The organism is Collinsella sp. TF05-9AC (assembly GCF_003438495.1).
In the GTDB taxonomy this organism is placed as follows: domain Bacteria; phylum Actinomycetota; class Coriobacteriia; order Coriobacteriales; family Coriobacteriaceae; genus Collinsella.
The window spans coordinates 29162-54263 of the sequence record NZ_QSSH01000012.1; the positions used below are offsets into that span (position 1 = coordinate 29162).

The 25102-nt window shown below is 61.1% G+C and carries 22 protein-coding genes and 2 tRNA genes; 2 read left to right on the plus strand and 22 right to left on the minus strand.

What is annotated here, in order from left to right; all coding sequences use genetic code 11:
• Window positions 1-10 precede the first annotated feature (10 nt).
• The 6 genes from DXC52_RS04960 to DXC52_RS04985 form a co-directional block, all read right to left on the minus strand.
• Window positions 11-1468 carry a hydrogenase 4 subunit D gene (locus DXC52_RS04960; RefSeq protein ID WP_117746393.1) on the minus strand — a complete coding sequence of 486 codons (1458 nt, stop codon included), beginning with the start codon at window positions 1466-1468 and terminating at the stop codon, window positions 11-13.
• 16 nt (window positions 1469-1484) lie between these two features.
• The gene (locus DXC52_RS04965; protein ID WP_117746394.1) at window positions 1485-2408 is read right to left on the minus strand and encodes a respiratory chain complex I subunit 1 family protein; all 924 of its coding nucleotides are present in this window, start codon (window positions 2406-2408) and stop codon (window positions 1485-1487) included.
• A 17-nt stretch (window positions 2409-2425) separates the two neighbouring features.
• Window positions 2426-4444: a hydrogenase 4 subunit B gene (gene hyfB, locus DXC52_RS04970; protein ID WP_117746395.1), complete on the minus strand. Its 2019-nt coding sequence runs from the start codon at window positions 4442-4444 to the stop codon at window positions 2426-2428.
• A complete protein-coding gene (locus DXC52_RS04975; RefSeq protein ID WP_117746396.1) occupies window positions 4437-5054 on the minus strand; it encodes a 4Fe-4S dicluster domain-containing protein in 618 nt (205 codons plus the stop codon). Before DXC52_RS04975 ends, hyfB begins: the two co-directional genes overlap by 8 nt.
• Window positions 5055-5132: 78 nt before the next feature.
• Window positions 5133-7355: a formate dehydrogenase subunit alpha gene (fdhF, locus tag DXC52_RS04980; protein ID WP_117746397.1), complete on the minus strand. Its 2223-nt coding sequence runs from the start codon at window positions 7353-7355 to the stop codon at window positions 5133-5135.
• 76 nt (window positions 7356-7431) lie between these two features.
• Complete coding sequence (locus DXC52_RS04985) at window positions 7432-7950, minus strand: 4Fe-4S dicluster domain-containing protein (RefSeq protein WP_022095206.1); 519 nt, start codon at window positions 7948-7950, stop codon at window positions 7432-7434.
• Between the two features lie 427 nt (window positions 7951-8377).
• Here DXC52_RS04985 and DXC52_RS04990 point away from each other — a divergent pair, with 427 nt between their 5' ends.
• Both DXC52_RS04990 and DXC52_RS04995 read left to right on the plus strand, forming a co-directional pair.
• A complete protein-coding gene (locus DXC52_RS04990) occupies window positions 8378-8701 on the plus strand; it encodes a type II toxin-antitoxin system RelB/DinJ family antitoxin (RefSeq protein WP_158554596.1) in 324 nt (107 codons plus the stop codon).
• Window positions 8694-9167: a PIN domain-containing protein gene (locus DXC52_RS04995; protein ID WP_199409461.1), complete on the plus strand. Its 474-nt coding sequence runs from the start codon at window positions 8694-8696 to the stop codon at window positions 9165-9167. Before DXC52_RS04990 ends, DXC52_RS04995 begins: the two co-directional genes overlap by 8 nt.
• A gap of 141 nt (window positions 9168-9308) precedes the next feature.
• On the opposite strand, the gene DXC52_RS05000 is transcribed toward DXC52_RS04995, so the two are convergent.
• From DXC52_RS05000 to glp, 16 genes are all read right to left on the minus strand, one after another.
• Entirely contained in the window at window positions 9309-10310 is a 1002-nt protein-coding gene (locus DXC52_RS05000) for a hypothetical protein (protein WP_117746399.1), read from the minus strand.
• Between the two features lie 349 nt (window positions 10311-10659).
• Window positions 10660-10733, minus strand: a tRNA-Gly gene (locus tag DXC52_RS05005).
• A gap of 6 nt (window positions 10734-10739) precedes the next feature.
• A tRNA-Pro gene (locus tag DXC52_RS05010) sits at window positions 10740-10816 on the minus strand.
• Between the two features lie 91 nt (window positions 10817-10907).
• The gene (brnQ, locus tag DXC52_RS05015) at window positions 10908-12266 is read right to left on the minus strand and encodes a branched-chain amino acid transport system II carrier protein (RefSeq protein WP_117746400.1); all 1359 of its coding nucleotides are present in this window, start codon (window positions 12264-12266) and stop codon (window positions 10908-10910) included.
• Between the two features lie 77 nt (window positions 12267-12343).
• Complete coding sequence (locus tag DXC52_RS05020) at window positions 12344-13483, minus strand: aminotransferase class V-fold PLP-dependent enzyme (RefSeq protein WP_117746401.1); 1140 nt, start codon at window positions 13481-13483, stop codon at window positions 12344-12346.
• Complete coding sequence (locus tag DXC52_RS05025) at window positions 13480-13731, minus strand: DUF3343 domain-containing protein (protein WP_117746402.1); 252 nt, start codon at window positions 13729-13731, stop codon at window positions 13480-13482. The genes DXC52_RS05020 and DXC52_RS05025 overlap by 4 nt, the downstream gene beginning before the upstream one ends.
• A gap of 19 nt (window positions 13732-13750) precedes the next feature.
• Window positions 13751-14377, minus strand: coding sequence for a sulfurtransferase-like selenium metabolism protein YedF (gene yedF / locus DXC52_RS05030; protein ID WP_117746403.1), 627 nt, complete (start codon window positions 14375-14377; stop codon window positions 13751-13753).
• A gap of 57 nt (window positions 14378-14434) precedes the next feature.
• The gene (selD, locus tag DXC52_RS05035; RefSeq protein WP_117746404.1) at window positions 14435-15484 is read right to left on the minus strand and encodes a selenide, water dikinase SelD; all 1050 of its coding nucleotides are present in this window, start codon (window positions 15482-15484) and stop codon (window positions 14435-14437) included.
• Window positions 15485-15556: 72 nt separating this feature from the next.
• A complete protein-coding gene (locus DXC52_RS05040; RefSeq protein ID WP_117746405.1) occupies window positions 15557-16321 on the minus strand; it encodes an acyl-CoA dehydratase activase in 765 nt (254 codons plus the stop codon).
• Between the two features lie 155 nt (window positions 16322-16476).
• Complete coding sequence (locus tag DXC52_RS05045; RefSeq protein ID WP_117746406.1) at window positions 16477-17640, minus strand: double-cubane-cluster-containing anaerobic reductase; 1164 nt, start codon at window positions 17638-17640, stop codon at window positions 16477-16479.
• 150 nt (window positions 17641-17790) lie between these two features.
• Window positions 17791-19074, minus strand: a complete 1284-nt coding sequence (locus DXC52_RS05050) for a double-cubane-cluster-containing anaerobic reductase (RefSeq protein WP_117746407.1) — start codon at window positions 19072-19074, stop codon at window positions 17791-17793.
• A 428-nt stretch (window positions 19075-19502) separates the two neighbouring features.
• On the minus strand, window positions 19503-20573 hold the full coding sequence (locus DXC52_RS05055; RefSeq protein ID WP_117746408.1) for a sulfate/molybdate ABC transporter ATP-binding protein: 1071 nt from the start codon (window positions 20571-20573) through the stop codon (window positions 19503-19505).
• A gap of 3 nt (window positions 20574-20576) precedes the next feature.
• Window positions 20577-22019 carry a molybdate ABC transporter permease subunit gene (gene modB, locus DXC52_RS05060; RefSeq protein ID WP_233504846.1) on the minus strand — a complete coding sequence of 481 codons (1443 nt, stop codon included), beginning with the start codon at window positions 22017-22019 and terminating at the stop codon, window positions 20577-20579.
• 68 nt (window positions 22020-22087) lie between these two features.
• On the minus strand, window positions 22088-22960 hold the full coding sequence (gene modA, locus DXC52_RS05065; protein ID WP_117746410.1) for a molybdate ABC transporter substrate-binding protein: 873 nt from the start codon (window positions 22958-22960) through the stop codon (window positions 22088-22090).
• A 203-nt stretch (window positions 22961-23163) separates the two neighbouring features.
• Window positions 23164-23643, minus strand: coding sequence for a molybdenum cofactor biosynthesis protein B (locus tag DXC52_RS05070; RefSeq protein WP_117746411.1), 480 nt, complete (start codon window positions 23641-23643; stop codon window positions 23164-23166).
• A 10-nt stretch (window positions 23644-23653) separates the two neighbouring features.
• Window positions 23654-24916 (minus strand): gephyrin-like molybdotransferase Glp, encoded by a 1263-nt coding sequence (glp, locus tag DXC52_RS05075; protein WP_117746412.1) that lies wholly within the window; start codon window positions 24914-24916, stop codon window positions 23654-23656.
• Window positions 24917-25102: the final 186 nt, after the last annotated feature.

The window sequence follows — 25102 nt, forward strand, 5'->3', positions numbered from 1 at the left end:
GTCCTACCTCCTAACCCATCCAACTAGAGGACAGAGGACCGGCGACGACGACCATGATCATAAGGACGACGAACACGAACGCCATGGCGCGCGGAAGGGGCTGGCCGGCGGCCACGGTCTCGCTCGGCTCACCGGGCAGGACCTTACCCATCCAACGCAGGAACCATGCGAAGGTGGCGACGGTCTCGACGACCATGACGCACACGAGGACGAAGATGACCGTGTTGGAAGCACCAACCGCGAAGCCACCGGAAATAATCTGGAACTTGGAGAAGAACGTGCTCATGGGGGGCACGCCGGCGATAGCGGTCGCGGCGACCGCGAAGCCCACGCCCGTGACCGGGTACTTCTTCATGAGGCCCTGGATCTTGGGCAGCATACGGGTTCCCAGCGTGAAGCTGAGAGAGCCAGCGATGAGGAAGAGCAGGGTCTTGGTGAACGCGTGGTTGAAGATGTGCTCGACGGCGCCGTTAAACGCCATCTGGCTTCCGAACACGGAGAGGCCCAGGCCAAAGAACACGTAGGCGAGCTGCGCGATCGTCGAGAAGGCGAGCAGGCGCTTCATATCCTTCTGGGGCAGGTACATGAGGAAGCCGAAGAGCATGGTCACGACGGCGTCGATGATGGCGACCCAACCGACGATCTCGGGGATATCGCCGGCGCTCGCAAGAGCGCGGGCGAACACGCACACGCCGACCTTAACCATGGACGCGCCATGAAGGTAGGCGGAAACGGGCGTGGGGGCCTCCATTGCGGAGGGCAGCCACATGTAGAGCGGGAACTGGGCGGACTTGGCCCAAGCAGCGAACAGGATGAGCAGCAGCACGACGGTCTTCATACCGGAATCGAGCTGGGAGATCGCGCTCAGCGCGAACGTGCCGGTTCCGGCGAACAGGAAGGCCGCGCCGATGTAGAGTCCCAGAGCGCCGATATGGGTGATGATGAGCGCCTTCATACCGGCCTTCTTGGCCGTGGGCGTCATGTAGTAGCTGATGAGGCCCCAGGAGCACACACCGGTGATCTCGAAGAAAACGAGCTGGCCGACGATGGTGGAGCTGTAGGCGAGACCGGCCATGGCGCCGATGAACGTGGAGAAGTACACGTAGAAGCGACGACGGGGCGCGTCGGGATGCTCCTTATTCTTATCGCTCATGTACGGGAACGAATAGATGACGACGAGCAGGCCGATAGCGACGAACGCGGGTGCGAGCAGCGTGCTCATCCGGTCGAATATGAAGCCCATGACCAAGGTCTGGCCCATACTCGCCCAGGTTACATCGACCGCGTTCATGCCGTTTCCGGCAAACGTCGCGGCCAAGCCAACGGAAGCGACCGTGGCGATGCCGCCGGCAAAGGCGCAGATCCATTTAGCGTAGGGACGCGGCAGCATGACGATGAGCAGGGAGCCCAGCATGGGGACGGCGATCGCCACCATGGCAAAGAGGGACAAGCTCGATTCGATTGACATAGTTTCTCCCTTCTCCCTACACGCCTACGACGACGAAGACGAACGCGAGGACCGCGATGCCGACGACGGCCCAGGTCTGGTTACCGAGCACCTTGAAGCGCGAACGGGAAACGGAGTTCTCGAGCACGCCGCAGACGACGAAATCGACCAGGCACTTGACGAGGAAGACGACGGCGCCCACGAGAGCGGTGACGCCGATGGTCGCGGGCTCTCCCCAGGGGATGAAGATGGAGGTGAACCAAGCGACGACCACGACCTGCTTCATGCCCATGGCGAGCTTCATCATGGCCAGGGACGGGCCGGAGAGCTCGGCGAGCGGGCCCTCCTGGAGCTCCTGCTCGGCTTCGGCCTGATCGAACGGAAGCTTGCCGAGCTCCATGTAACAGGCGGCCGCGAAGGCGACGCCGGCGAGGATAACGGCGACGACGCTCGAGACGTTGCCCGTAACGATGTGCTGACCCATGGTCGCAATGCCCGTGGAGCCGCACACGATGGCGACGGTAAACAGCGCGATGAGCATGGACGGCTCGATGAGCACGCTCATGAGGAGCTCGCGGATACCGCCGAAGCCCGCGTAGGCGTTGGAGGAATCCACGCCGGACAGCGCGAAGAAGAAGCGGGACAGCGCGAGCGCGTACATGATGGTGATGGCGTCACCAAAGACGGGCATGGGGCTCTCGAGCGTGAACATGGGCAGGCCCATGGCGAGCATGAACGACACCGCGAGGAACAGCGGCGGCATGATGCGCAGCACGAAGCTCGAGTCGGAACTCACGGACTCGGGACGCGCCATGAGCTTCGCGAGGTCCCGGTAATCCTGAAGGATGGACGGACCGCGGCGATTGTGCATCTTCGCGCGAATCACACGGGCGAGGCCGGAGAAGAAGGGCGCGACCAGCATGACCACGAGGCCCTGCGCTATCGCAAGAACGATGTTCATAATATCCTCTCCCCTCTCTAGACCATGACCACGGCGAGCACGAGGAAGACCACGAGCGCCGCGACGATGTAGCAGATGTATACGGAGTAGTTGCCGCCCTCGATCTTGGAGGCGAGGCCGGCCAGCTTATCGGCACCCTCGCTCGGTGCATCGACCAGGAAGCGGTCGGGCAGGGGCTCAACGCCCTGGGCGACACCGGTGAGCTTCTGGAACACGTGCGCGATGGACCAGCAGATCTTGGTGCATACCTCGCGCAGGGTGTAGAGCGGGCCCATGAAGAGCTCTACGTCTGACGCGAAGCTCGTGGCGACGACGGGCATGTGCTCGTTGGGCTCGTAGCCGCACGCCCAAGGGTCGGTCTTCTTAGCGGGGGCCTTGGTGCCGAGGCAGGACCTCAACACGAACGCGAGGCCGGTGAGGACCACGAGCGCGATGGCGATCGCGGGGGTGGAGGTGGCGGCACCGGAAATCTCGTTCACCAGAGACACGCCCGAGGTGGCTGTGATGGCAGAGCCGGCAAGCACGCTCTGGGCGACGTCGCCCAGAACCGGGGCGATGACGGGAGAGCCGATTCCCAGCACCACGCAGATGGCCGCGAGGAGCATCTGCGAGAACAACATCGGGGCCGGGGACTCCTTGGCGTTCGCGGCCTCCTGGGAACGAGGGCTGCTCGCGAACGAGACGCCGTAGGCCTTCACGAAGCACGTGACGGCCAGGGCACCGGTGATGGCGAGGGCGGCCGCGGAGGCGACGGCGAACACCATGACGACCGGGTCGGAGAGCGTCGAGATGTTGAACAGGGACTGGTAGGTGAACCACTCGGAAACGAAGCCGTTGAGCGGCGGGATGGCCGAGATGGCAAGGGCACCGATGAGGAAGCAGACGGCCGTGACCGGCATGCGGCGGAACAGACCGCCCATCTTCTCCATGTTGCGCGTACCCGTGGCATAGAGCAGGGAGCCCGCGCCGAGGAACAGCTCGCCCTTGAACATGGCGTGGTTGAGCGTGTGGTAGAGGGCGGCCATGAGCGCGATCGTCGCGATGACGTCGTTGCCCAGGGCGTGCGCCGTCATGGACGCGCCGACACCGAGCAAGATGATGCCGATGTTCTCGACGGAGTGATAGGCAAGCAGGCGCTTGATGTCGTGCTCGTGGAGGGCGTAGACGACACCCAGGACCGACGAGATGGATCCGAAGACCAGGACCATGAGGCCCCACCAGAGCTGGACGCCCGAACCCGCGAGCAGGTCGAGACCGACCTTGAGGATTCCCAGGATGCCGATCTTGATCATGCCGCCGGACATGAGGGCGGACACGTTGGACGGCGCCTCGGGGTGCGCCTGGGGCAGCCAGGAGTGCAGCGGAATGATACCGGCCTTCGCGCCAAATCCGAAGAACGCGAGGACGAAGCACGCGGAGGAGACGGCGGGTCCAAAGTCATGCGTACGGAAATCACTGAAGCTGAAGGAACCGCCCACGCCGTTGGTCATGAGCAGGAAGCTCGCCATGATGAGAACGAAGCCCACGTGCGCGATGACGAAGTAGAGCCAACCGCCCCTAATGGAGTTCTTGTTCTCCTCGATAACGACAAGGAAGTAGCTCGTAAGGGACATGAGCTCAAAGGCGACCAGGAACCAGAACACGTTGTCGGCGGTGATGACGAGCATCATCGAGGCGACGAAGGTGTTCATAAAGAAGCCGGCGCGCCCGACCTTGCCCGGGTACTCGTCGAAGTAGGACAGACCGTAGATGAAGCCCGCAAAGGCGAGAATCGAGATGAGGACCACGATCAGGCCCGCAAGGCCGTTGAGCAAGAGCTCGAGACGGGCGAACGGGAAGAAGAAGACCGTGTTGAGGGACGAAACGTCGCCAAGCACGGCCTCGAGGCCCGCGATGAACGACAGCACGGCCGCGACGGCGCCGACAAGGCAGCCGGCGGTCTTGGCGGCGTTATCGGCCTTGATCAGCAGAACCGAGGCGAGCGCACCGATGCACGAGACGGCAAGCGATGCGATAAACAGCGTCATGCTATCCATTGTTTACGCTCCCTTCTGCTTTCTCGGACAGGCCCTGGGCCACAGCGGTAACGTCGACGGACGGACCGTTTTCAATCGAGCGCAGGCGCTTGGCCTCGTCGAGCTCGCGATCGGCCGCGCCGCCCATGACGGTCAGCGCCTTGGTGGGGCACGCCGCCACACAATGCGGGCCGTCCGGATCGAAGGCGCACAGGTCGCACTTGACAGCGCAGGTGTACTGGCCGGGAGCCCACGTAAGCAGGCTGCTCAGGGACTTAGGATACGAAGGCGTCGGGTCGCACATGCCTGCGACACCGGCGATAGACGTGCCATCGGGATGGATGGCTCCGAAGGGGCACGCGATGGCGCACAGCCTGCACCCGATGCATTCCTGCTCCTTGACGTGGATGCGATCGCCATCGTGCTCGATGGCATTCACCGGGCAGACCTCGGCGCAGGGGGCACCCTCGCAATGGTGGCAGGCAAGGGCGGCCGAAATACCGCCGGTCTTCACGAGCGCCAGGCGCGGCGTATCCTGAAGACCCTGCATCCGGTGGGCGTCGGCACAGGCGGACTGGCATGTTCCGCAGCCGATGCACCTCTCCGGGTTGATGTCGATGAAGCGGTTCATCCCCACTTCCTTTCAAAATAACGGGCCGGGCTCCCGAACGTACGGGACGCCCGGCCCAAAAAGCCAACGAGAACGGGACTACACGATTTGATTCACGTGCGTCTCGTCGTCGAACTTGGCGGCGCCAGGCTCAACGTCCTGGGGAGCGGCAGCGTCCACCAGAGCCTGCTTGAGCTCGGTGTACTGACGCTCGACCTCGCCCTCGGCCCAGACCTGGTCGGCGATAGCGTCGACCTGGCAGGCGGAGAACTTGTCCTCGGGCGTATGCGAGACCGGGTCGACCTTGTGCATGGTCAGCTCGTTGCACTTGCCGATCCACCACTGGTAGGTCATGTAGACCGTGCCCTTGTTGATGCGGTCGCTCACGTCGGCGCGGCTGTATACCTGGCCGCGGCGGCTGTGGATCGAGACGATGTCGCCATTCTTGATGCCGCGTGCCTGGGCGTCCGCGGGATTCATGCGGACAAAACCGGGCTCGTCGGCAAGCAGCGCCAGCGTCTTGCAGTTGCCGGTCATCGAGCGGCAGCTGTAGTGACCGACCTCGCGGACGGTGCACAGGATGAGCGGGTACTCATCGTCGGGAAGCTCGGAGGGCGCCTCCCAGTCGTGCGCCATCAGGTTGGCGCGGCCGTCCTTGGTGGTGAACTTGCCGCCAGCGAACATGTCGGGCGTACCGTGGTCGTTCACATCGGTGCTCTTGACGGGCCACTGGGCGTAACCGCCCTCGGGAGCCATCTTCTCGTAGGTCGCGCCCACAAAGTTGGGGCACAGGCTAATGCACTCGTTCCAGATCTGCTCGGTGTTGTCGTAGTGCATGGGATAGCCCATACGCGTGGACAGGTCCGCGAAGATCTCCCAGTCGTGACGGCACTCGCCCTTGGGCGGAACGGCCGCGTCAAAGTGCTGGAAGCTACGGTCGGATGCGGTAAAGACACCCTCGTGCTCGCCCCAAGAGGTAGCGGGCAGGATGACGTCGGCGAGCATGGTCGTCTGCGTCATAAAGATGTCCTGGCAAATGAACAGATCCAGCTCGGAGAGCGTCTTGCGCATGCCGGCCGAATCGGGCTCGGTCTGCACCGGGTCCTCGCCGTAGTTGTAGAAGCAGTGCACCTTACCCTCGTCGACCAGGTGGCCCAGGTCGGTGAGCTTGTAGCCCTCCTCGAGCGGGAGCTTTTCCTCGGGCACGCCCCAAGCCTTGGCAAACTTGGCACGCACAGCCGGGTCGGTGACCTTCTGGTAGCCAGGGTACAGGTTGGGCAGCATGCCCATATCGCAGGAGCCCTGGACGTTGTTCTGACCACGCACGGGCGCGAGGCCGGAATTGGGTTTGCCGATCTGGCCGGCAACGCAGGCGATGGAGGCGATGGTGTGCACCGTCTTCAGGTTCTGCTTCTGCTGGCATACGCCCATGCCCCAGCCAATGATGGCAGAGGGCTTCGCCGTGGCGTACATCTCGGCAGCTTGGTGAATCAACGCGGGCTCGACACCCGTGATGTCCTGTACGGATTCGGGAGTGTAGTTCTTGATGGTCTCCCACCACTCGTCAAAGCCGTTCGTATGCTCGGCGACGAATTCCTTGTCGTAGAGGCCATCGTTGACCAAGCAGTTGGCAAAGGCGTTGAGGAACGCAACGTTGCAACCGTTCTTGATCGGAAGGTAGAGATCGGCGATACGCGCGGTTTCGATATGGCGCGGATCGGCGACGATGATCTTGCAACCCTTTTCTTTGGCTCGCACGATACGCCTTGCGACGATGGGGTGCGAATCGGCAGGGTTATAGCCGAAGAGGAAAATGCAGCCCGCATCCTCCATACCGGGGATGGAGCATGACATGCAACCTGAACCAACCGTGTCCATCAGACCGAGGACAGTAGGGCCGTGTCAAGTACGGGCGCAGTTGTCCACGCTGTGGGTGCCGATGCACGCACGCGTAAACTTCTGCATGACGTAGTTCGCCTCATTGCCGCCGCCTCGCGAAGAGCCGGTGGTCATGACAGCGTTAGGACCATATTCGTCAATTATGGCCTGCATCTTAGATGCGGTGAAATCCAGTGCCTCGTCCCAGCTTACGCGCTCAAGATCCGCGCCCTTAGTGCGGCGGATCATCGGGTGCAGTACGCGAGGAGTCAAGATCTTGGTGTCGTTGATGAAGTCGTAGCCGCTCATGCCCTTAAGGCACAGCTCGCCCTGATTGGTGATGCCGTTGAGCGGTTCGGTGCCCACGACCTGGCCGTTTTGGACCAAGAGGTTAAACTGGCAACCGGCGCCGCAGTACGGGCAGATCACTTTATGCTTCTCCATGACACCCTCCTTCCTTTCTCTGCTACCGAATGCTCGGTACTTATTTGACAATCATTGGGCCTGTTTGGCCGTCCGCCTACGCCTCGTTTTCGATGGTGGCGCGGGCACGCTCGGCGGTCAGTTCTGCCAAGCGTTCCTCGTCTACCAAGGTGAGGCCCTTGGTCGGGCACGCCTCGGCACACGCCGGACCGCCGGGACGGTCCACGCACAGGTCGCACTTGAGCACGAAGCTCTTAGTCTGCGAACCCACGCGCACGTCGCCCATCAAGACGGGGACCTGCGTGGTCGCCACGCTCACGGCGCCAAAGGGGCATGCCATGACGCAGCTCTTGCAGCCGATGCAGTTGTCCTCGTTGACGCCGATGCGATGGTTCTTTGGGTCAAAGAACAAGGCGCCCGTGGGGCAGGCCTTGGCGCACGGAGCGTCCTCGCAGTGATGGCAAGCCACCGGTGCGGAGATCTCGTAGGTGCGCGTTACGCGCAAGCGAGGTGCGGCGATGTTGCCGGGAATATCGTGTGCCTCGATGCACGCCGCCATACAGGTTTGGCACCCAATGCAGCGTGAAGAATCAGCCACGACTCGTTTATTGCCCATGTTGTTCACTCCCTCCTGAATCCCATGCCGGAGAGACCCTGTCGACGTTGCCCCAAGCCGCCCGTGGCCTGGCATCGGCGTATCGAGTGCATGCGGCGAAACAGGCACTTCGATAGAATTCCTCCAACGATATACAGGTTAAATATACGCAGTTGCAGGGGGCAAACTTGAGCATAGGCCCTGCAATACGGGTGTATTGCAGGGGTTTTGGCAGGTTGGAATTATTCTCTAGAAGCTATAAAGGTGAGTGTATTACATGCGTACGCCTCAGAGATTTTTACGCGCTCTCATTTTAGATGTACTACGCTTGTATTCAAGTTAATGGTTATTTACTTGAGCGAAATAAAGTAATCGTTATAAGATGCTCAAGTATCGGCACATGCCGCATTTGACCGACTATATTGCACGCTCATTAAGGGGGCCAGTGATGTCATCGACTCAAAAACGAGCCATCCTGCAGGTGCGCATTCGCGAGGAAGACAAGCAGCATGCCGAACATCTCTACGACGCCATGGGCACATCGCTCGCCGAGGCCGTCCGTCTATTTGTCGCGCAGAGCATTTTGATGCGCAAGCTCCCCTTTCAGCCGGTCGCCGTGCGCTCAAAGGACGGCACCGCCGCCTATGGATCGCTCAAAGCATACGGTGACCCCAATCGCCGCTCCGAGGAGCGCAATGCCTGGATTGAGTACCTCGCTACAGAAAGCGACGATTCGATTTTGGGTCCCGAGGAAGTAGATATCCATGAGTAGCACCATCATCGACGAGACCGTCATCCTTCGCTATCTGCTCGACGACGAGGTCCTGTCACCGCGCGCCGCCAAGGTCATCGCCACGCGCACCGCTCGTGTCTATCCCGAAATCATCACGCGCGTCGTGGTCACGCTGCGCGACGTCTATAAGGTTCCCCGCGTTGAGATTGCTGCGGCCATGAAAAGGCTGCTCGATGACGTCATGGTCGACGAGCCCACCGTTGTCGCCCTTGCCGTCAAGCTCTTTGGCAAGACCCATATGGACTTTACCGACTGCCTCCTCGCAGCCCGAACCGCCATCTACAACGATGATGTCGTGAGCTTTGGCAAGCCCATCATCCAAGGCATGATCGATTACCGTCGCAAGCGCCAAACCGCCGCCGATGCTCGCGACCGCGCCGCCGAAGCCCGCAGCCGAAGCACCGACTCCACCATCGACAAGCTCCGCCACCACGGTCGCCACTAACCGACAGACAACGGCATCGCCCGCCCCTCAGCCCCATCCCCTCCTAAGTTGCGGTGAAATACGGACTGTTTCATGCCTTTAAAGGCCTCAACAGTCCGCATTTCACCGCAACTTATTGAAGGTTGGCTGCAAATGATTTCACTATCGGGAGTCGGCGTAGGGTTTTGTTGTCGGAATGCCGCAACCGCGCATCATAGCGCCAAACTCTTCGACATCATATGTGTCCGAGAGTTTGAAATGAATGACGTTATGACCCATGGCGCGCAAGTTCGCATCGCGCAATAAGGCGGCTCGATAGGTTTTTGCCGCAGCATGTTCCAAATCTTTTTGAGTTTCGTCCTCAAACTTACCCAAACCATGAAGCTCTGCCAACATCCATGACCCATCTGGCATCTGCCAACCATAATCTGCCAGATAATAGCCGGCGCTTCCTGGCCGAGCAATCTCAACCTGAAGCTCAGGCGCAGCGACGCCAGCAAGGATCATTGCCGCTCGCGCCTCGGACTCTCCCCCGTTATCCGACCTTCCGTCCATATACTCGAACACGCCAAACGCACGGGAGATGCCATGCAAACCGCGGCAATTGGTCTGCGCATACGCACGCAGCTCCTCGCGGTCGACATCATACTCGCGAGCCAATCCATCGACGTAGCCAAGCGCATACCGAAATGCACTCGTGCGGGCAATATCGACCACCGTCCGATAGGGGTCTGTCAGCGTAAACGGGCCGAGCCGCCATACCTCACCCGGGCGCCATCGACGATACTCAACGAACTCATATGTATCGCGCCTGGAAGATCTCGGCAACAACATCTGAACGGCATTAAGCAGCGAGTAAGCGGAGCCGATACCGTACAGCAGTGCCGCCGTTGAACCGCAGAAAATGGCATCCGGCTCGACGGCCGCAATAGCAGATGCAAGCTGGAAAATGCGGGCTTCCACGTCAAGGTGGTTCCAATAAACAGGATCGGCGTACACATGGTTATAGAGTCGAATTAAAAGTTCTTCTTGCATAAGCTCACGCGCGCGCCGCTCATCCCAAGGATCAATCGTTATCAATAGCTGCTCGTCATGATGAATCCCGAGAGTGGAAAACAGCATCTTGGCATATGACTGCGGAAAATGTTTGCCTTTATCGAGCATGGCCAACCCCCATAACCATCACGGCGGAGAGAATACCATTACGCTATCGCATGCTTCCGTCCGCAGGCCTTGCCAAAAGCTGACCAAAAGCTTGACGTCGCAGGTCAAGGCTTCAAAAAATATTTCCACTCTCGGTAGACGGTCGCTACGACCCTCCCAACGGCATCAAAATCCAACCTTACAAATAGTTGCGGTGAAATACGGACTACATGGGCCATAAAAGCCGAAAAACAGTCCGTATTTCACCGCAACTTAGGTGGGGCGTGGGGCGGCATCGATTCCCGTCACCCGTACACTTACGAAAACGGCTCTGATTCCCAAAAGGAACCAGAGCCATTCATCTATCCTATGGAGCGGGCGACGGGAATCGAACCCGCGTCATCAGCTTGGAAGGCTGGGGTTCTACCATTGAACTACGCCCGCAAGATATGGTCGGGACGACAGGATTTGAACCTGCGACATCCTGCTCCCAAAGCAGGCGCGCTACCAAACTGCGCCACGTCCCGAAGGTGTTGAGCAGCTAAGGTCTAAACCTTGCGTGTCCCAAAGCGAAGGAAATTATAGGGGAGACTCCCCGCCTGTGCAAGCGCAGAAACCTTAGCTCCTCGAATGTGCGACAAACTGGCTATGAACCAGACCGATCACAAACGCCACCACAGCAACCGGTGCCCACGCAGCACCGATATCTGCCAGCGGCAACGCATCGAACGGCAGCCACGCGCCAGCAAAGAACGCATCGCGGACCGAAGTGATTACGCTCTGCACCGCGACAACGCCGCCGACCCAGACCCACACCTGCGGATGCGCATCGCAAAAGCCGTGCACCAGGCCCATAAGCACCAGCACAATGGCAACGGGATACAAAGCGTTGAGCATGGGCACCGAGAACATAAGGATCACGTCGAGGCCCACGTTGGAGAGCACGCACGAAAACGCTGCAAACACAAAGGCGAGAATCGCAAAGGGACGGCGCATGGCCTCCTCGGAAGCCTCCGCTCCCCCTTCGACCACATACGTCTCGCAGAAGTAACGCGAGCAGCAGCTGATAAGGCCGATGCACACGTTCATGCAGGCGAGGAAAAAGATTGCAAAGACCACGACCGTGCCGACAAGGCCAAAGTGCATGGAGGCAGAGCGGGCGAGGATGGCGGCGCCGTTAGTGGCATCGGGCATGACCGTGCCGAGCTGCATGCCGGCAAGCGCCAGGCCGCAGTAGATGACGGCCATAAGCACGCCGGCGATCACACCGGAACGCGAAATCTCAAAGGCCACGCGCCTATCGTCGGTAACGCCGAGCTCATGGATGGTCTCGGCGATGATGATGCCAAAGGCGAGCGACGCGAGCAGGTCCATGGTCTGGTAGCCGGTCAAAAAGCCCTGCACGGCAGCACCGGCATTGTAGGGAGCCTGCGGCGCGGCAGCGGGACCCATCGGCGAGATCACGGCAGCGCCCACGACCAGCACGATGAGCGCAATGAGCGCGGGGCCCGTAATGCGACCGAGTACGCGTGTGATGACACCCGGGCGCAACGTGAGCGCAAACGCGACCACGAAGAACCCGATGGCAAAGACCAGGCGAGCCGTGCCGAGCGAGACGCCCTCGGGCAGCAGCGGCACCAGCATCTCGAAGGCCGTGGAGCTCGTGCGCGGAATGGCCAGGCACGGGCCGATGGCCAGATACACCGCCGCGACAAAGAACTCACCAAACTTGGGGTGCACGCGGCCGGCAAGCTCGCGCGCCGTTCCAGCAAGCGCCACGGCGATAAAACCCATGACGGGCAGGCCGATGGCGGCAATCAGAAAGCCGAGCATGGCGACCGGCGTGGCAGAACCTGCCTGCAGCGCCAGCAGCGGCGGAATAATGAGGTTGCCGGCGCCAAAGAGCATCGAGAACAGGGCGATGCCGACGGTGACGACATGGTCGGAGCGCAGACCGCGCGGGGCGGATGAAGCCATGGGACCACCTTTCGGGTCGAAACAAAAACGGGACGGGCAAAAACACCCGTCCCGCAAGTATAAACGGTCTAGCAGCTTTAGCAGGCTAAATCGCACAGAACATCGATAGCCGTGTCGACTTCTTCGGTCGTGTTGAAATACCCAAACGAGAAACGGACGACGCCCTGGCGTTCGGTCCCCAGCACACGGTGCATGAGCGGGGCGCAATGGGCGCCGGGGCGCGTCGCAATCCCCCACCCTTGCATGAGCGCGTCCGAAATCTCGGCCGAATCGATATCGCCCACGTTGAGCGACACAATCGCAGAGCGCATCGGCTGGTCAAACGCACCGTAGAGCTTAATCCCCGGAATCTTGCGCACCCCGGCAAGGAAGCGATCAGCGAGCGCACGCTCGTGGGCAGCAATCGCCTCGACCCCACCCTGGGCCTCGATAAAGTCGAGGCCGGCAGAAAGGCCCGCGATGCCGTGACCGTTGAGCGTGCCCGCCTCCAGGCGCGTAGGCCACTCAAGCGGCTGCAGTGGGTCGAAGCTGTGCACGCCCGTGCCGCCCATGGCCCACGGAGACACGTCAATGCCCTCTGCCACGGCCAGACCGCCGGTGCCTTGGGGTCCCATGAGCCCCTTGTGGCCGGTAAAGCACACGACGTCGAGCCCCATGGCTTGCATATCGATATGCGCCGTGCCGGCAGACTGCGAGGCATCGACGATCACGAGTGCACCGGCCGCATGGGCCATGGCGGCTACGCGTGCAATGTCGACCGCGTTGCCGGTCACATTGGAGGCGTGCGTCACCACCACGGCACGCGTACCGGGCGTGACCAGCCGTTCGAGCTCGTCGTAGTCGAGCGCGCCGTTCGCGTCGCAGCCCGCATGCTCAACGGTCACACCCCGCTCTACCGCCAAGCGGTTGAGCGGACGCAGCACGGAGTTGTGCTCGAGCACTGTTGTGACCACACGGTCGCCGGGGCGAACCACGCCATTGATGACGGTGTTGAGCGCCGCGGTTGAGTTGGGCGTAAAGCACACATGGTTCGCCCTCGGGCAACCCAAAAGGCGCGCGAGCTTGGCACGGCAAGCGTGAATCGTACGAGCGGCATCGAGGGCACCCGACGTGGCGCCGCGCCCGGCATTGCCGAGCGAGCACATCGCCTGCGTCACGGCATCAATGACCGTCTGCGGCTTGTGCATGGTCGTCGCCGCGTTATCCAGATAGATCATCGCACGACCTCCCACATATCAATCACGGTATAGCCCTCGGTAGGAACGCCCGCCGCGGTAAGCTCGCTGCGCAGCAGTTCCTCATCGGCAGGCAACGCCTTCCACGCCAGACCGCAGCCGGCAGCGACCTCCCCGGGCACGGGAATCGTGCGCCCGGGAAGTCCGCGCTCGATGCATAGGGTCTCGCACCCCATGGCGGCCGCCGTGGTGGGAAACGTGATGACAAGCGCCGGGCGCTTCTCCCTCATGGCAACTCCAACCAATACGCTACGGGCGCACGACGCGCACGGCCTGCTCCATCTTCTCTACAATTACGTACATGTTGGTGACCTCGCCCACCGCAAGCTGGTCTTTAATGCCATAGTGGTCGAGGCAGGTACCACAGGTAAGGATCTCGACACCCTGCTCGGCCAGACCCTTCAAGTCGTCGAGTACCGGTGAGCCCTCGACAGTGAGCTTGGCGCCGCCGTTGTAGAACAGCATGGTCGCGGGCAGCTCCTCCTGCTGCGTCACGGCGAAGATAAACGCCTTCATGAGCTTGTGGCCCAGCTCGTCGTCGCCACGGCCCATGCAATCGGTGTAGACGGAAATGACAAGTTTGCCCTTGCCGGCGCTGGCATCACAGAGGGCAGCGCCATCCTGCTCGGGATCAGCCACGGCAACGGCGCCAGAGGTCGCCACGGTCACGTGCCACTCGGCGTCAGAAACCTTCTCGACCGAGGCCGTACAGCCCTTCTCCTGCGCCATCTTGGAGATGTTCTTGACGGCGGTCTCGTTATCGACCGAGGTCACGACAGTGCCCTCGCCATCGAGCTGCTTCAGGGCTTTGAGCGTCTTGACGACGGGCAGCGGGCAGGCATCGCCCATGGCATTGACTTCAATCTTGGTAGACATAGTTTTTCCTTTCGAATAAATCGTTTTAGAACGGCACGTAGCTCAATAAACGTGTCGTTAACGGACAACGTGGACGGCAGGACCGCCTGGCACCGGCTCGCACACGCGACCGACGGCGGCGGCGATGCACCCCTCGGCATGCAAACGGCGCGCAAGCTCATCCACATCGGCAGCAGGTGCCGCGATGAGTAGGCCACCAGACGTCTGCGGATCGTACAGCGCGTCGAGCATGCCCGGCTCCAGGTCCTCGTCGACAGCCACACGCGGGTCAAAGAAGTCCTGGTTGCGGTAGGAGCCCGCGGGGATAATGCCCAGACGCGCCATGTCAAGCACCTGATCAAAGAGCGGCACCGCCCCCGACGCAAGCTCAATCTGCACGCCCGAGCCCTCGGCCATCTCGCACGCATGCCCGATCAGGCCAAAGCCCGTAATGTCGGTGCAGCCGTGAAGCTCAAGTCCCTCGGCCAAACGAATCGGAGCCTCGTTGAGGGTGCGCATCGAGTCAAACATGGCCGCGGCCTCGTCTTGCTCGATAAGCTCGCCCTTAATGGCCGTGGTGATGATGCCCGAGCCGATCGCCTTGGTCAGCAACAGGACGTCGCCCACGCGCGCGCCGCTATTGGCAAGCATACGATCGAGCGCGACAAAGCCGCTCACGGACAGGCCGTACTTGGGCTCGTCGTCGTTGATGGTGTGGCCGCCCGCGATGGAGCAACCCGCCTCGACGCACTTGTCGGCGCCGCCCGCCAGAATCTGACCTGCGACCTCGACGCCCAGGCAACTGGGAATGCACAGCAGGTTCATGGCATGGCTCGGCCGCCCGCCCATGGCGTAGATGTCCGACAGCGAGTTGGCCGCGGCGATCTGGCCAAACAGAAACGGGTCGTCGACCATCGGCGGGAAGAAGTCGACGGACTGAACGAGGCCCAGGTTATCGCCGACGCGAAAGACGCTCGCATCGTCGGAGGTATCGAACCCCACGAGCAAGTTGTCGTTATGCACATTGGGTAAGTCGCCCAGGACCTGGACGAGGACTCCGGGAGCCAACTTAGCGGCTCAACCGCTCGCGGCCGTCATGGACGTGAGCTTAATCTGATCGTCAGCCATCGATACCTCCTCCCTCTTCGGTCAATCATTTTCTCCCAGTATACGCATGAATGCGAGCCTGCAGCGGGTGCATTAATTGAGCGCCTGTGCGCGAATCGCCGCGCCGATCGCTCCGGCAAAGCGAGCCTGGGGCGAGGTGGTCACCGGCGACCCCAGCAGCTCGCCCAACCGCTCCACAACGTAAGCGTTCTCGCACAGGCCACCGGTCAGGTAGTACGGGGCGCCCGCGGCCTGCCCGGCCATGGTCACCACGCGCGAGACCACGCTGTCGATCACACCGCGGGCGATGTTCTCGCGCGGCTCACCGCGACCGATCAGGCTGATGACCTCGCTTTCGGCAAACACCGTGCACATGCTGCTGATCTTGGTAGGCTCGCCGGTGCGGGCGAGGTCTGCCATCTGCTGCTGGGTAATGCCTAGGCGGTCGGCCATGATCTCCAAGAAGCGCCCCGTGCCGGCGGCGCACTTGTCGTTCATGGCAAACTTGGCCACGCGGCCACTTTTAAGCTGAATGACCTTGGTGTCCTGGCCGCCCACGTCAATCACCGTGCCGTGATCGCCAAACAGGCGCACGGCACCGGTGCCGTGGCAGGTAATCTCGGTCACGACCTTGTGCGCATAGGGCACGGCGACACGACCGTAGCCAGTCGCGACCACGCGAACATCGTCACCCGTCACGTCATAGCCAGCCGCTGCCAGTGCCTCGCGCAGCCGCTCGGAAGCATCGACCGAGGAAAACCCGGTTGGCTGCACGCACGTCCACGCCACCGAACCCTCCCCGTCGACCACAGCAGCCTTAGCCGCCGTAGACCCGATATCGATCCCGACCCCTATCATGGCTCTCTCCCAATCTAAACATCAAAGACAGCGGCGCGTTCAGGCGCCTTAGCTCTAGGTTTCTCAGGTGCCGGAGATTGCCCCGAAAGAGGAGCGCAGCGTACTTTGGGTACGCAAGCGACGGTTTGAGGGGCAAGATCCGGTGCCTGAGAAAGCTAGAGGGTTTCGATGAAGGCGGCGATGCGGGTCTCAATCTGACCCATGTCGCCATTGCTGTAATCGGTCTCAATCATCATGTACGGAATGCCCGCACCCTCGACAGCCTCCTGCATGCGCGCGCTCTCAACGTTGAAGGTGTGGCAGGCCTGCAGCACGCTCTCTACCACGCCATCGACATGGTACTTCTCGCACATAGCCAGCGTGTTTCCCATGCGGCCTTCGTTAGGCGTCATGACCGAGCAGTTGATGTCCAGGTAGCGGTCGGCGATGGCGCGCAGGATGTCGGGAGCATCCGGGTCGATCATCATGGCCGCCGTGCGCTCGCCCGAGCAGTCGTCCATGCACACGACCACACCACCGTTGGACTCGATGGTGCGGCCGATCTTGTTGATCACGCCGCCCACCGGGCAGCCAGTGATCAGAATGCGCTTGGCATCCGCCGCAATCGGGCGCTCGCCAGCCTCGTAGGACTCACGCAGCTTGGCGACCTTTTGCTCCAGCTGCTGCGTATAGGCCTCGATATCAAAGCTGAACGTACCGGCGAACATGGTGCTCATCAGGTCGACGCCGCTCATGGCCGCCGGCTGGTTGGCCTGCAGCGCGAACATCTCGAGCTGGGCCGCACACAAGCGATTGCGACGACGGACAGCGGCGCGCAGGTCGTCATCGGTGATCGTAATACCGTAGAAGTTCTCGAGCTCTTCCTTGAGCAGGCGGCACTCCTCATACCAGCCATCGCGCTCATAGGCACGATCGCGACCCTGCGGAAGATGCAGGATGTGCGTGCGCTTAAGCTCCCCCAGCAGCTCGTACATCTTCTTCTTGCCGTCGCAGGTGGTCTCACCGATGATCATGTCGCTAAAGTACGTAAACGGGCACTTTTGCGAATAGGCAAAACCGTACGTCGACTTGATGAGCGGGCAGAGGTTTGCCGGCAGCACCTTCTCGGCCTCGGGAATCACCTCATCGGACGTACCGCACAGAGCGACACTTGCGGCCCCCGCGGCATCGATAATCTCGAGTGGCGTATAGCTGCACAAAAAGCCGACCAGGCGATTACCCGCCTGCTTATAATCCTTGACGCGAATAAACGCCGCCTTGCGCTGCTCGTTGAACTCCTCAAACGTGGACGGCAACGACTGCTCAATATTTTTCGACATATACCTCCTAAACCTTTTAACCAACCAGGAAAACAACTTTCCAAGGTGCCCGAGGTTGCCGTGAAAGAGGAGCGCCGCATACTTTGGTACGCAAGCGATGGTTTGAACGGCAAGATCGGGTGCCTGGGGAAGCCGCCGGGACGGATAGCCCTAAATGGTTTCCAAGAAAGCCTCGATCCTGGTTTGCAGTTGGCCTGCATCCTCGCCGGCGTAGTCGGTCGTGATGTGCAAAAACGGAATGCCGGCTTCCTCGGCGGCCTTCTCCACGGCAAAGGACTCCATCTCGTAAAGCGTGCAGAACTGCAGGGCCACGTCCACGATGCCGTCGGCATGCAGGTCCTTGGCCATCTGGACAATATCCTTCATACGCTGGTCGTTGGGCGTAAAGACGGCACAGTTGATCTTAAAGTAGCGCTCGGCGATGGCATCGAGCATCTCGTCGACCGTCTCGCCGGACTCGTCGACCAGGTCCTTGTAGTAGCGCGAGCCCGTGCAGGACTCCTCGCCTACCACAACGCCGCCGGCCTTCTCGATGAGGTTGAATAGTTTCCAGTTGGGCACGGCCATGGGCGTACCGGTGTACAGGATGCGCTTGGTCCCCTTGGGCGCCACGCCCTCGCCGGCCTCGACACGCTGCTCGCACTCAGCCGCCATATCGTTGATGGCTCCGGTCAGACGCGGCGTGTCGTCCATAAAGGCGGCCTGAACGGTCAGCAGGCTGTCGAGACCGCTGATGGGCGCAGGGTCTGCAGCGCGCGTGGCAGCGAGGCGCTGCAGGGCGCGACGCTTCTCATTGACGGCGTGGATGGCGGCCTTCAGACGCTCAGGCGTAATCTTGACGCCGCACTCTTCCTCGATCTTGGCGGCGAGCTTCTTGACCTCGGCCTTCCAGGTCACGAGCGTAGACTCGTCGTGCACGTTGGGAATATCCATGACGTACATGTTCTTTTGCGTTGCAAAGAACTCGTAGGCCTTCTTCTTGCCATCGCAGGTGTTCTCGCCTACCACCAGGTCACTCGACTCAATGTAGGGGCAGACCTCGCCCAGCTTAAAGCCGGCAAAGCTCTTGATGAGCGGACAGGTGTTGCGCGGCAGGTGCTCCTCGACCTTGTCCGTTGCCCAGTCGGCACCCGAGCACAGGCCCACAGGAATACCGTCGCAGGCGAGCACAATCTCCTCGGGCACATACACGCAGAACGAACCGACGATCTTGGTGGCCTCGCCGGCCTCCTTCTTGTCGAGCATCTCCTTAATGCGGCCGCTGTGGATGTTGGTGGCCACAAAGTCCAGGTAGGACGTAGACTTGGGGCGATTGTTCTGCGTCAGGAACATGTCCCCGTACATCTGGCCCACGGCGCCCAGCAGCATATCATGGTCGGCAAGATTCATGCCGAGGCTCTCCCACATCGGATGGAAATCAAATTCTTCAGCCATGACGGTTCCCCCTCTCGAACCAAAATCGGATAACAACGGTATCGATGCACGACGGACGGCGATTGCCCGACCGTGCTCAAACCCGGAATTTTAGGGAACCTGCTTTGCGGTCGATTATTTAGTTGTGCGTCGTCTCTCCCGGAGCCGTGAACATACCTGCTCATATGCGGCTCCGAGCGATATATAGGGCACGCGCGGCAACGCGGCAAATGTATGTCGTCTGCGGCATGTGCGCACCCTCCTTAACCAGTTGATGTCAACTATATCAACGGTCATCGACCATGCGAACACCGTTGACATTCGTACGACAGCATCGTGTGCCGTCGTTTAATAAATTATTATCTTGATTAATAAGAGTTTGTCATCTCTCATTCAGCGAACGGCAAACAAAACCGCCGAGGCTTATACCCCGACGGCATTACCCAGCGCTATCGACAAACCAAATGGATCCTGCTGGCATCAAAATGCATGCGCAGCGTCTCGCCTGCTTGCGGCAGCTCGTCGACAGGCATGCTCACCTTGTTGACCTTCCACTGAAGACGGGTGGGCGCATCGGCCCGCGGCGCATCCAACAGCACCAGGCGCTCAAAACGCGAGTCGCTCACGCGCGCCACGTGCAGGTCGTAGCTGTTGCGACCCCGCTCAGCGCGATTGTCAACATGGAAGTAGCTTGCGCGAATGCCCAGGTACTCCACATTATCGGGAACCTCGCGACCCACGTTAAAGGTCATGCCCCAGTCGAGGGCTTCAACTTCTTCGTCGCCGATCTTGCGCGCCCGGCTCGTGTTCTTGCAGCCCGTCAAGCGCAGCGCGGCCAAGGTTTGCGGCCGGCGGACCACGTCCTCGACGGAGCCGATCTCCTCCACATGCCCGTTATGCATAACGCAGATGCGCTCGCACAGACGGCACGCCTCGTCGATATCGTGACTCACGTAGAGCACGGTGCGGTTGCATACGTCGAACAGGTCAAGCATGTTTTGCTCAAGCGCGCTCTTGAGATACGCATCGAGCGCGCTCATGGGCTCGTCGAACATAAAGATGCCGGGATGCGCCGCCACCATGCGAGCGAGTGCCACGCGCTGCTGCTGGCCGCCCGAGAGGCGCGCGGGGTACCGATCGGCGAAATCGGCCAGACCAAAGATGCCCAGGTAGCGCTCGGCAAGATTTTTACGCGCCGCGGCGTCGCCCGCATCCTTTACGCCGGCGCACACGTTATCGGCCACCGTCATATTGGGAAACAGCTGATAGTTTTGGAACAGCAGGGCGCATTTGCGCTCCTGGGGCGACAGGTTGATGCCCGCCGACGAGTCATAAAAGGTCACACCGTTGACGGCGATCTTGCCCTCGTCGGGTGTCTCCACGCCGGCGATGCAGCGCAACGTGCAGCTCTTGCCGCAACCCGAAGCACCCAGCAGCGCCACACGCTCCTCGCCGGCCTCAAGCTGCATGTCAAGCATAAACCCGGGATAGCGCTTTTTGATATCCAGAACGAGCGACATGGCCTATCGACCTCCCTGCAAAGCGGCATCATCGCGCATGAGCTCGGTCAGCGCCTCGCGATCGATACGCAGGGCATCGCCGCCCGCCGGGTCGAGCGAATCGGCCTGTCCGGCGAGATCTTTGGCCTGTTTACGCTCCGCACGGGAAAGGCCCCGCTCGCGATACTTTTGCGAATGAGCGGTGTACATGTTGATAAACAGGATGACCAAGAAGCTAAAGGCGATTACGACGACGACCCAAAAGAGGGCCACGGACGTGTTGCCGCCCATCCACTCAAAGTAGATGGCGATGGGAATGGTCTGCGTAATACCAGCGTAGTTGCCCGCAAAGAACAGGGTGCAGCCAAACTCGCCCATCGCGCGGGCAAAGGCAAGCACCGTGCCGGCGGCAATCGAGGGCCAGCCGAGCGGCATCATAAGCTTGGTAAAGATGCGACGCTCGGACCAGCCCAGCGTGCGCGCCGCATCGAGCATCTGCGTGTCGAGGCTCTCGAAGGCTCCGAGCGCCGTACGATAGACGAGCGGGAACGACACGACGACGGCAGAGATCACCGCCGCGGGCCAGGTAAAGACGATCGAGATGCCGTGCGCGATGAGCCACTGGCCCACCCCGGTCGAGCGGCCAAACAGCATGAGGAGCAGAAAGCCGCAGACCGTGGGCGGCAGCACCATAGGAACCGTAAAGACCGAATCGAGCAGGCCCTTGATGCGACTCGAGGTACCCATAGTCTTCCACGCGGCGAACAGGCCCAGCGCAAAGGAGATCAGCAGGGCAAGGCCACTCGTTTTTATGGACACCCAAAACGGGCGATAGTCGATGTCGCCCAAAAAGGAAGCCAGAGAGGTCAAGGGCCCCTGCTCATCCCGCATCACGACAGACGATGCTTCTACCATTTGAGCGCTATCAAGCCAACGCGCGCCGCCCTTGGCATCACCCGAGGCTGATGCAATCACCACATAGCGGTCCCCATCCGCGCCACGCTCGTCAAAGCCATAGGTATACCCGCCGGCATCAAACGTTGTTTCCGCCGTGACATACCAAGGAAGATCCACGTCCCCTAGCTGCGCACCTCCCATGCAGTTTGCGCTGTCGAGCTCACAGACGAGGGCCTTGAGACCCGATACGCACTCGTTGTCCTGCGGATCCAATCCATACTTCTCGACCGCCTTGGGCGATATCCACACCACAACGCGATCGGCAGCAGGCGCCACTACAAGGTCCACGTCCTCGGCAACGGGAAACCGGTAGCCCTCAGGCTGGCCCTCCATGGCACGAGCGGTCCCCTTGGCTAACCGCTCAAAACCCTCAATCCCATAGGAAAGCCCATGAGCGGTCGCAGCAACCTGGGCCCCGTCCTCAGCGTCCCCAGCAAACGCAAATCCCGGCACCCAGCAAAGCGCGAAGGTCAAAGCACAGGCGACAAGCACGCGGAATCTATTAAGCACGAAAAGCTCCAAGCGAATACAAGGACGGAGTGAAACACAAAACGATGGAATTATCGCGCCAAGCCGCACTACGCGGAAAGCTCAAAGCCGTACTTAGCCCAAATCTTCTGAGCCTTCTTGTTAGACAGGCAGAAGTCGATGAACGCCTTGGCTTCGTCGGCATGCTCGGAGCTCTCGGCAACGGCACCCGGGTACACGATGGGCTTGTGCGAATCCTCGGGGCACACGAAAGCCTCCTCGATGCCGTCGTAGCGGAAGATATCGGAGCTGTAGACAAAACCGGCTACGCAGTCGCCCGTAGAGACATAGGCGGCGGCGGTGCCCACCTTATCGGCCAGTGCGACCTTGTCGGCAATCTCGGGAGCATACTCGCCGTCGTCGCCCTCGGTACCGGTATAGAGCCCCACGGAAGCCAGCGCCTGGTTGGCGTACTTGCCGGCGGGGACGGTCTTGGCGTCGCCAATGGCGATCTTGCCGTCCAGATTCGCGACGTCGGCAATGGCCTCGATCTTGGTGTCGGAGCCCTCGGCGCGAATGATCACGAGGTCGTTGACGAACATGTCCTCACGCGTGTCGGCGTCGACGAGCTCGGCGGTCTCAGCGTCATCCATGGTGCCCTTGGAGGCCGTGATGAGCACGTCGACCGTGGCGCCGGCACGCATCTGCTCAACGAGGTCGCCGGAGGCCTTAAACTGCGTGTCGGCAAAGGTGGTGCCGGTCTGGTCGGTGTAAAGCTCTTGGACCTCGGGCAGAGCCTTCTCAAGCGAGTTGGCGGCAAAGACTTGCAGCTCGACAGCTTTCTTGGAAGATGCCTTGGCAGAACCGGCATCGGATCCGGCCGGCTCGGACGTCTTGCTGCCCGAGCAGCCGGCAAGACCAAGGCCGGCAGCGGCGACAGCAGAAAGCGAGACGAATCCGCGGCGAGAAACCATATCGAACATATTCAACCCTTTCGGACCTTGTGCCCGGGTACCCCACCGCGGGCTATAATCTGCAATCAGATTATACTTTCGCGCGAATAATGATAGTGAGAAATTATTCTCGTCAGAGAATATAGTTTCGAGTTAGCGTGCACCTCGGCGTCGCTTCGGTGGAAAACAAAGGCGGAGCAGCCGTTCAGGTCGCCCCGCCGCAGGTAAACCGCTTAGTTGGTATGTCCGCCGCCCGCTGTCATCTGAGCCGCATGCTCCAGCTGGTCTGCTATGGCCTCCCAGCTTTCGCGGGCGGCCTTCGTAGAACCGGGAAAGTTTACGACAAGTGTATGACCTCGTTGCATGCAAATAGCGCGCGAGAGCATGGCGCGGCGCGTCTTGGTCATGGAGTACGCGCGAATCGCCTCTACAATACCCGGCACATCGCGGTCGCAGACGGCACGCGTCGCCTCGGGCGTCACATCGCGCATCGAAAGCCCCGTGCCGCCGCAGGTGAGCACGACATTGGCGTGGCACTCATCGGCGGCTTCCACAATGGCATCACCAATCTCGCTGACGTCATCGCGCACGACCACATGTGAGGCGACCGTCCAGCCCTGTGCCTCGATAAGTTCCTCGAGTGCGGCTCCAGCCTCGTCCTGGGCAAGATCACGCGTGTCCGAGCACGTCACAATCGATATCTTCAACTCCACAGCATTCCTCCTACAACACGGTGCCCTCGGGCAGGTCGACGCGAACAACGTCCACGACATCTCCCGCCTTGAGCTCGCACGGTCCTTCGTCAATACGCAGCAGGCAGTTGGCCCGCTGCATCGTGCCGAGCAGCGCCGAATTCTGCGTCTTGGCCTCGGTCACCATCAGCTCACCGGTCTTGGGGTCGCGCAAAACCGTGGCGCGATCGAAGAAGCGTCGGTCCTGGCGCTTTTTCACACCGTGTGTGAGCGTCGCCTGCTGCACGGGACGCGGACCCTCGGCAAAGCCGCGCATCTTGCGAATCGCCGGACGGGCGAGCATCTCAAAGCCCACATACGCCGCAGCCGGATTGCCTGAAAGCCCCAGGTAGGGCTTACCCCCGAGCAAGCCAAACGTGATGGCCTTGCCCGGACGCATCGAGATGCGATCGAACAGCACCTCGCCCTCGCGCCGGACGAGTGCCGTCACATAGTCGTAATCGCCCGCCGAGGCGCCTCCGCTCGTAATGACAAAATCGCACTCTTGCACCGCGCGATGCACGAGCTCGGCAATCGCCTGCTCATCATCAGACGCAATGCCGTAGAACACGGGCTCGGCTCCTGCATCGAGTGCTTCGGCCATCAACGCCGAGGAGTTGGAATCGCGAATCTGACCGCGCGCCGGTACTTTACTCGGTGCGACCAATTCCGTGCCCAGCGAGATGATGCCCACACGTGGGGCAGCGTGCACCTTCACGCTCGCGTAACCGGCGCTTGCCAGCAAGCCCGCGCCCGCCGGAGCCACGACCTCGCCGGCGTGTATCACAACATCGCCGGCATGGGCCTCCTCGGCGGCAGAGCGAACGTTCTCCCCCACCTTGGCCGGCGCCGAGAAGCGGACGTGCGAGCCCTCGTTGCCATCGCCGACAAGCACCTCGACGATCTCGTATTTCACTACGGCGTCGGCACCCTCGGGCACCGGCGCGCCTGTCATAATGCGGACCGTCTCGCCCGGGCCAAGAGCACCCTCAAACACATGGCCCGCAGCCTCGTGTCCGATAACGTCGAGCGTCACCGGCGTCTCACCAGACGCCTGCGCCAAGTCCGCCGAGCGCACGGCATATCCGTCCATAGCGCTGTTGGCAAACGGCGAAATGTCGATATCGGCCACAGCATCCTCGGCCAAGGGAAAACCAGCCGCCTGCCACACGGGAATCTCTACGAGATTGGTCGGAGCAACGTGCGACAGAACAATCGACTGCGCGTCCTCCAGCGGAATGAGTTTCTCTGCCATATGCACCTCTTAATGCCACGGCGCACAACAGGAGCGCCGATTCTTTATGCTTGTCTCAGTATAATCCCCGACGCGCGACCGCGATTTGGCCTGTACCCGCAAATACACCTGTCGGCCGCAAGCCGCGAAACAGAATGGAAACCAACCCACCGGCTCGTCGCGCTTGCCGCGTTTTATAATGCTTGC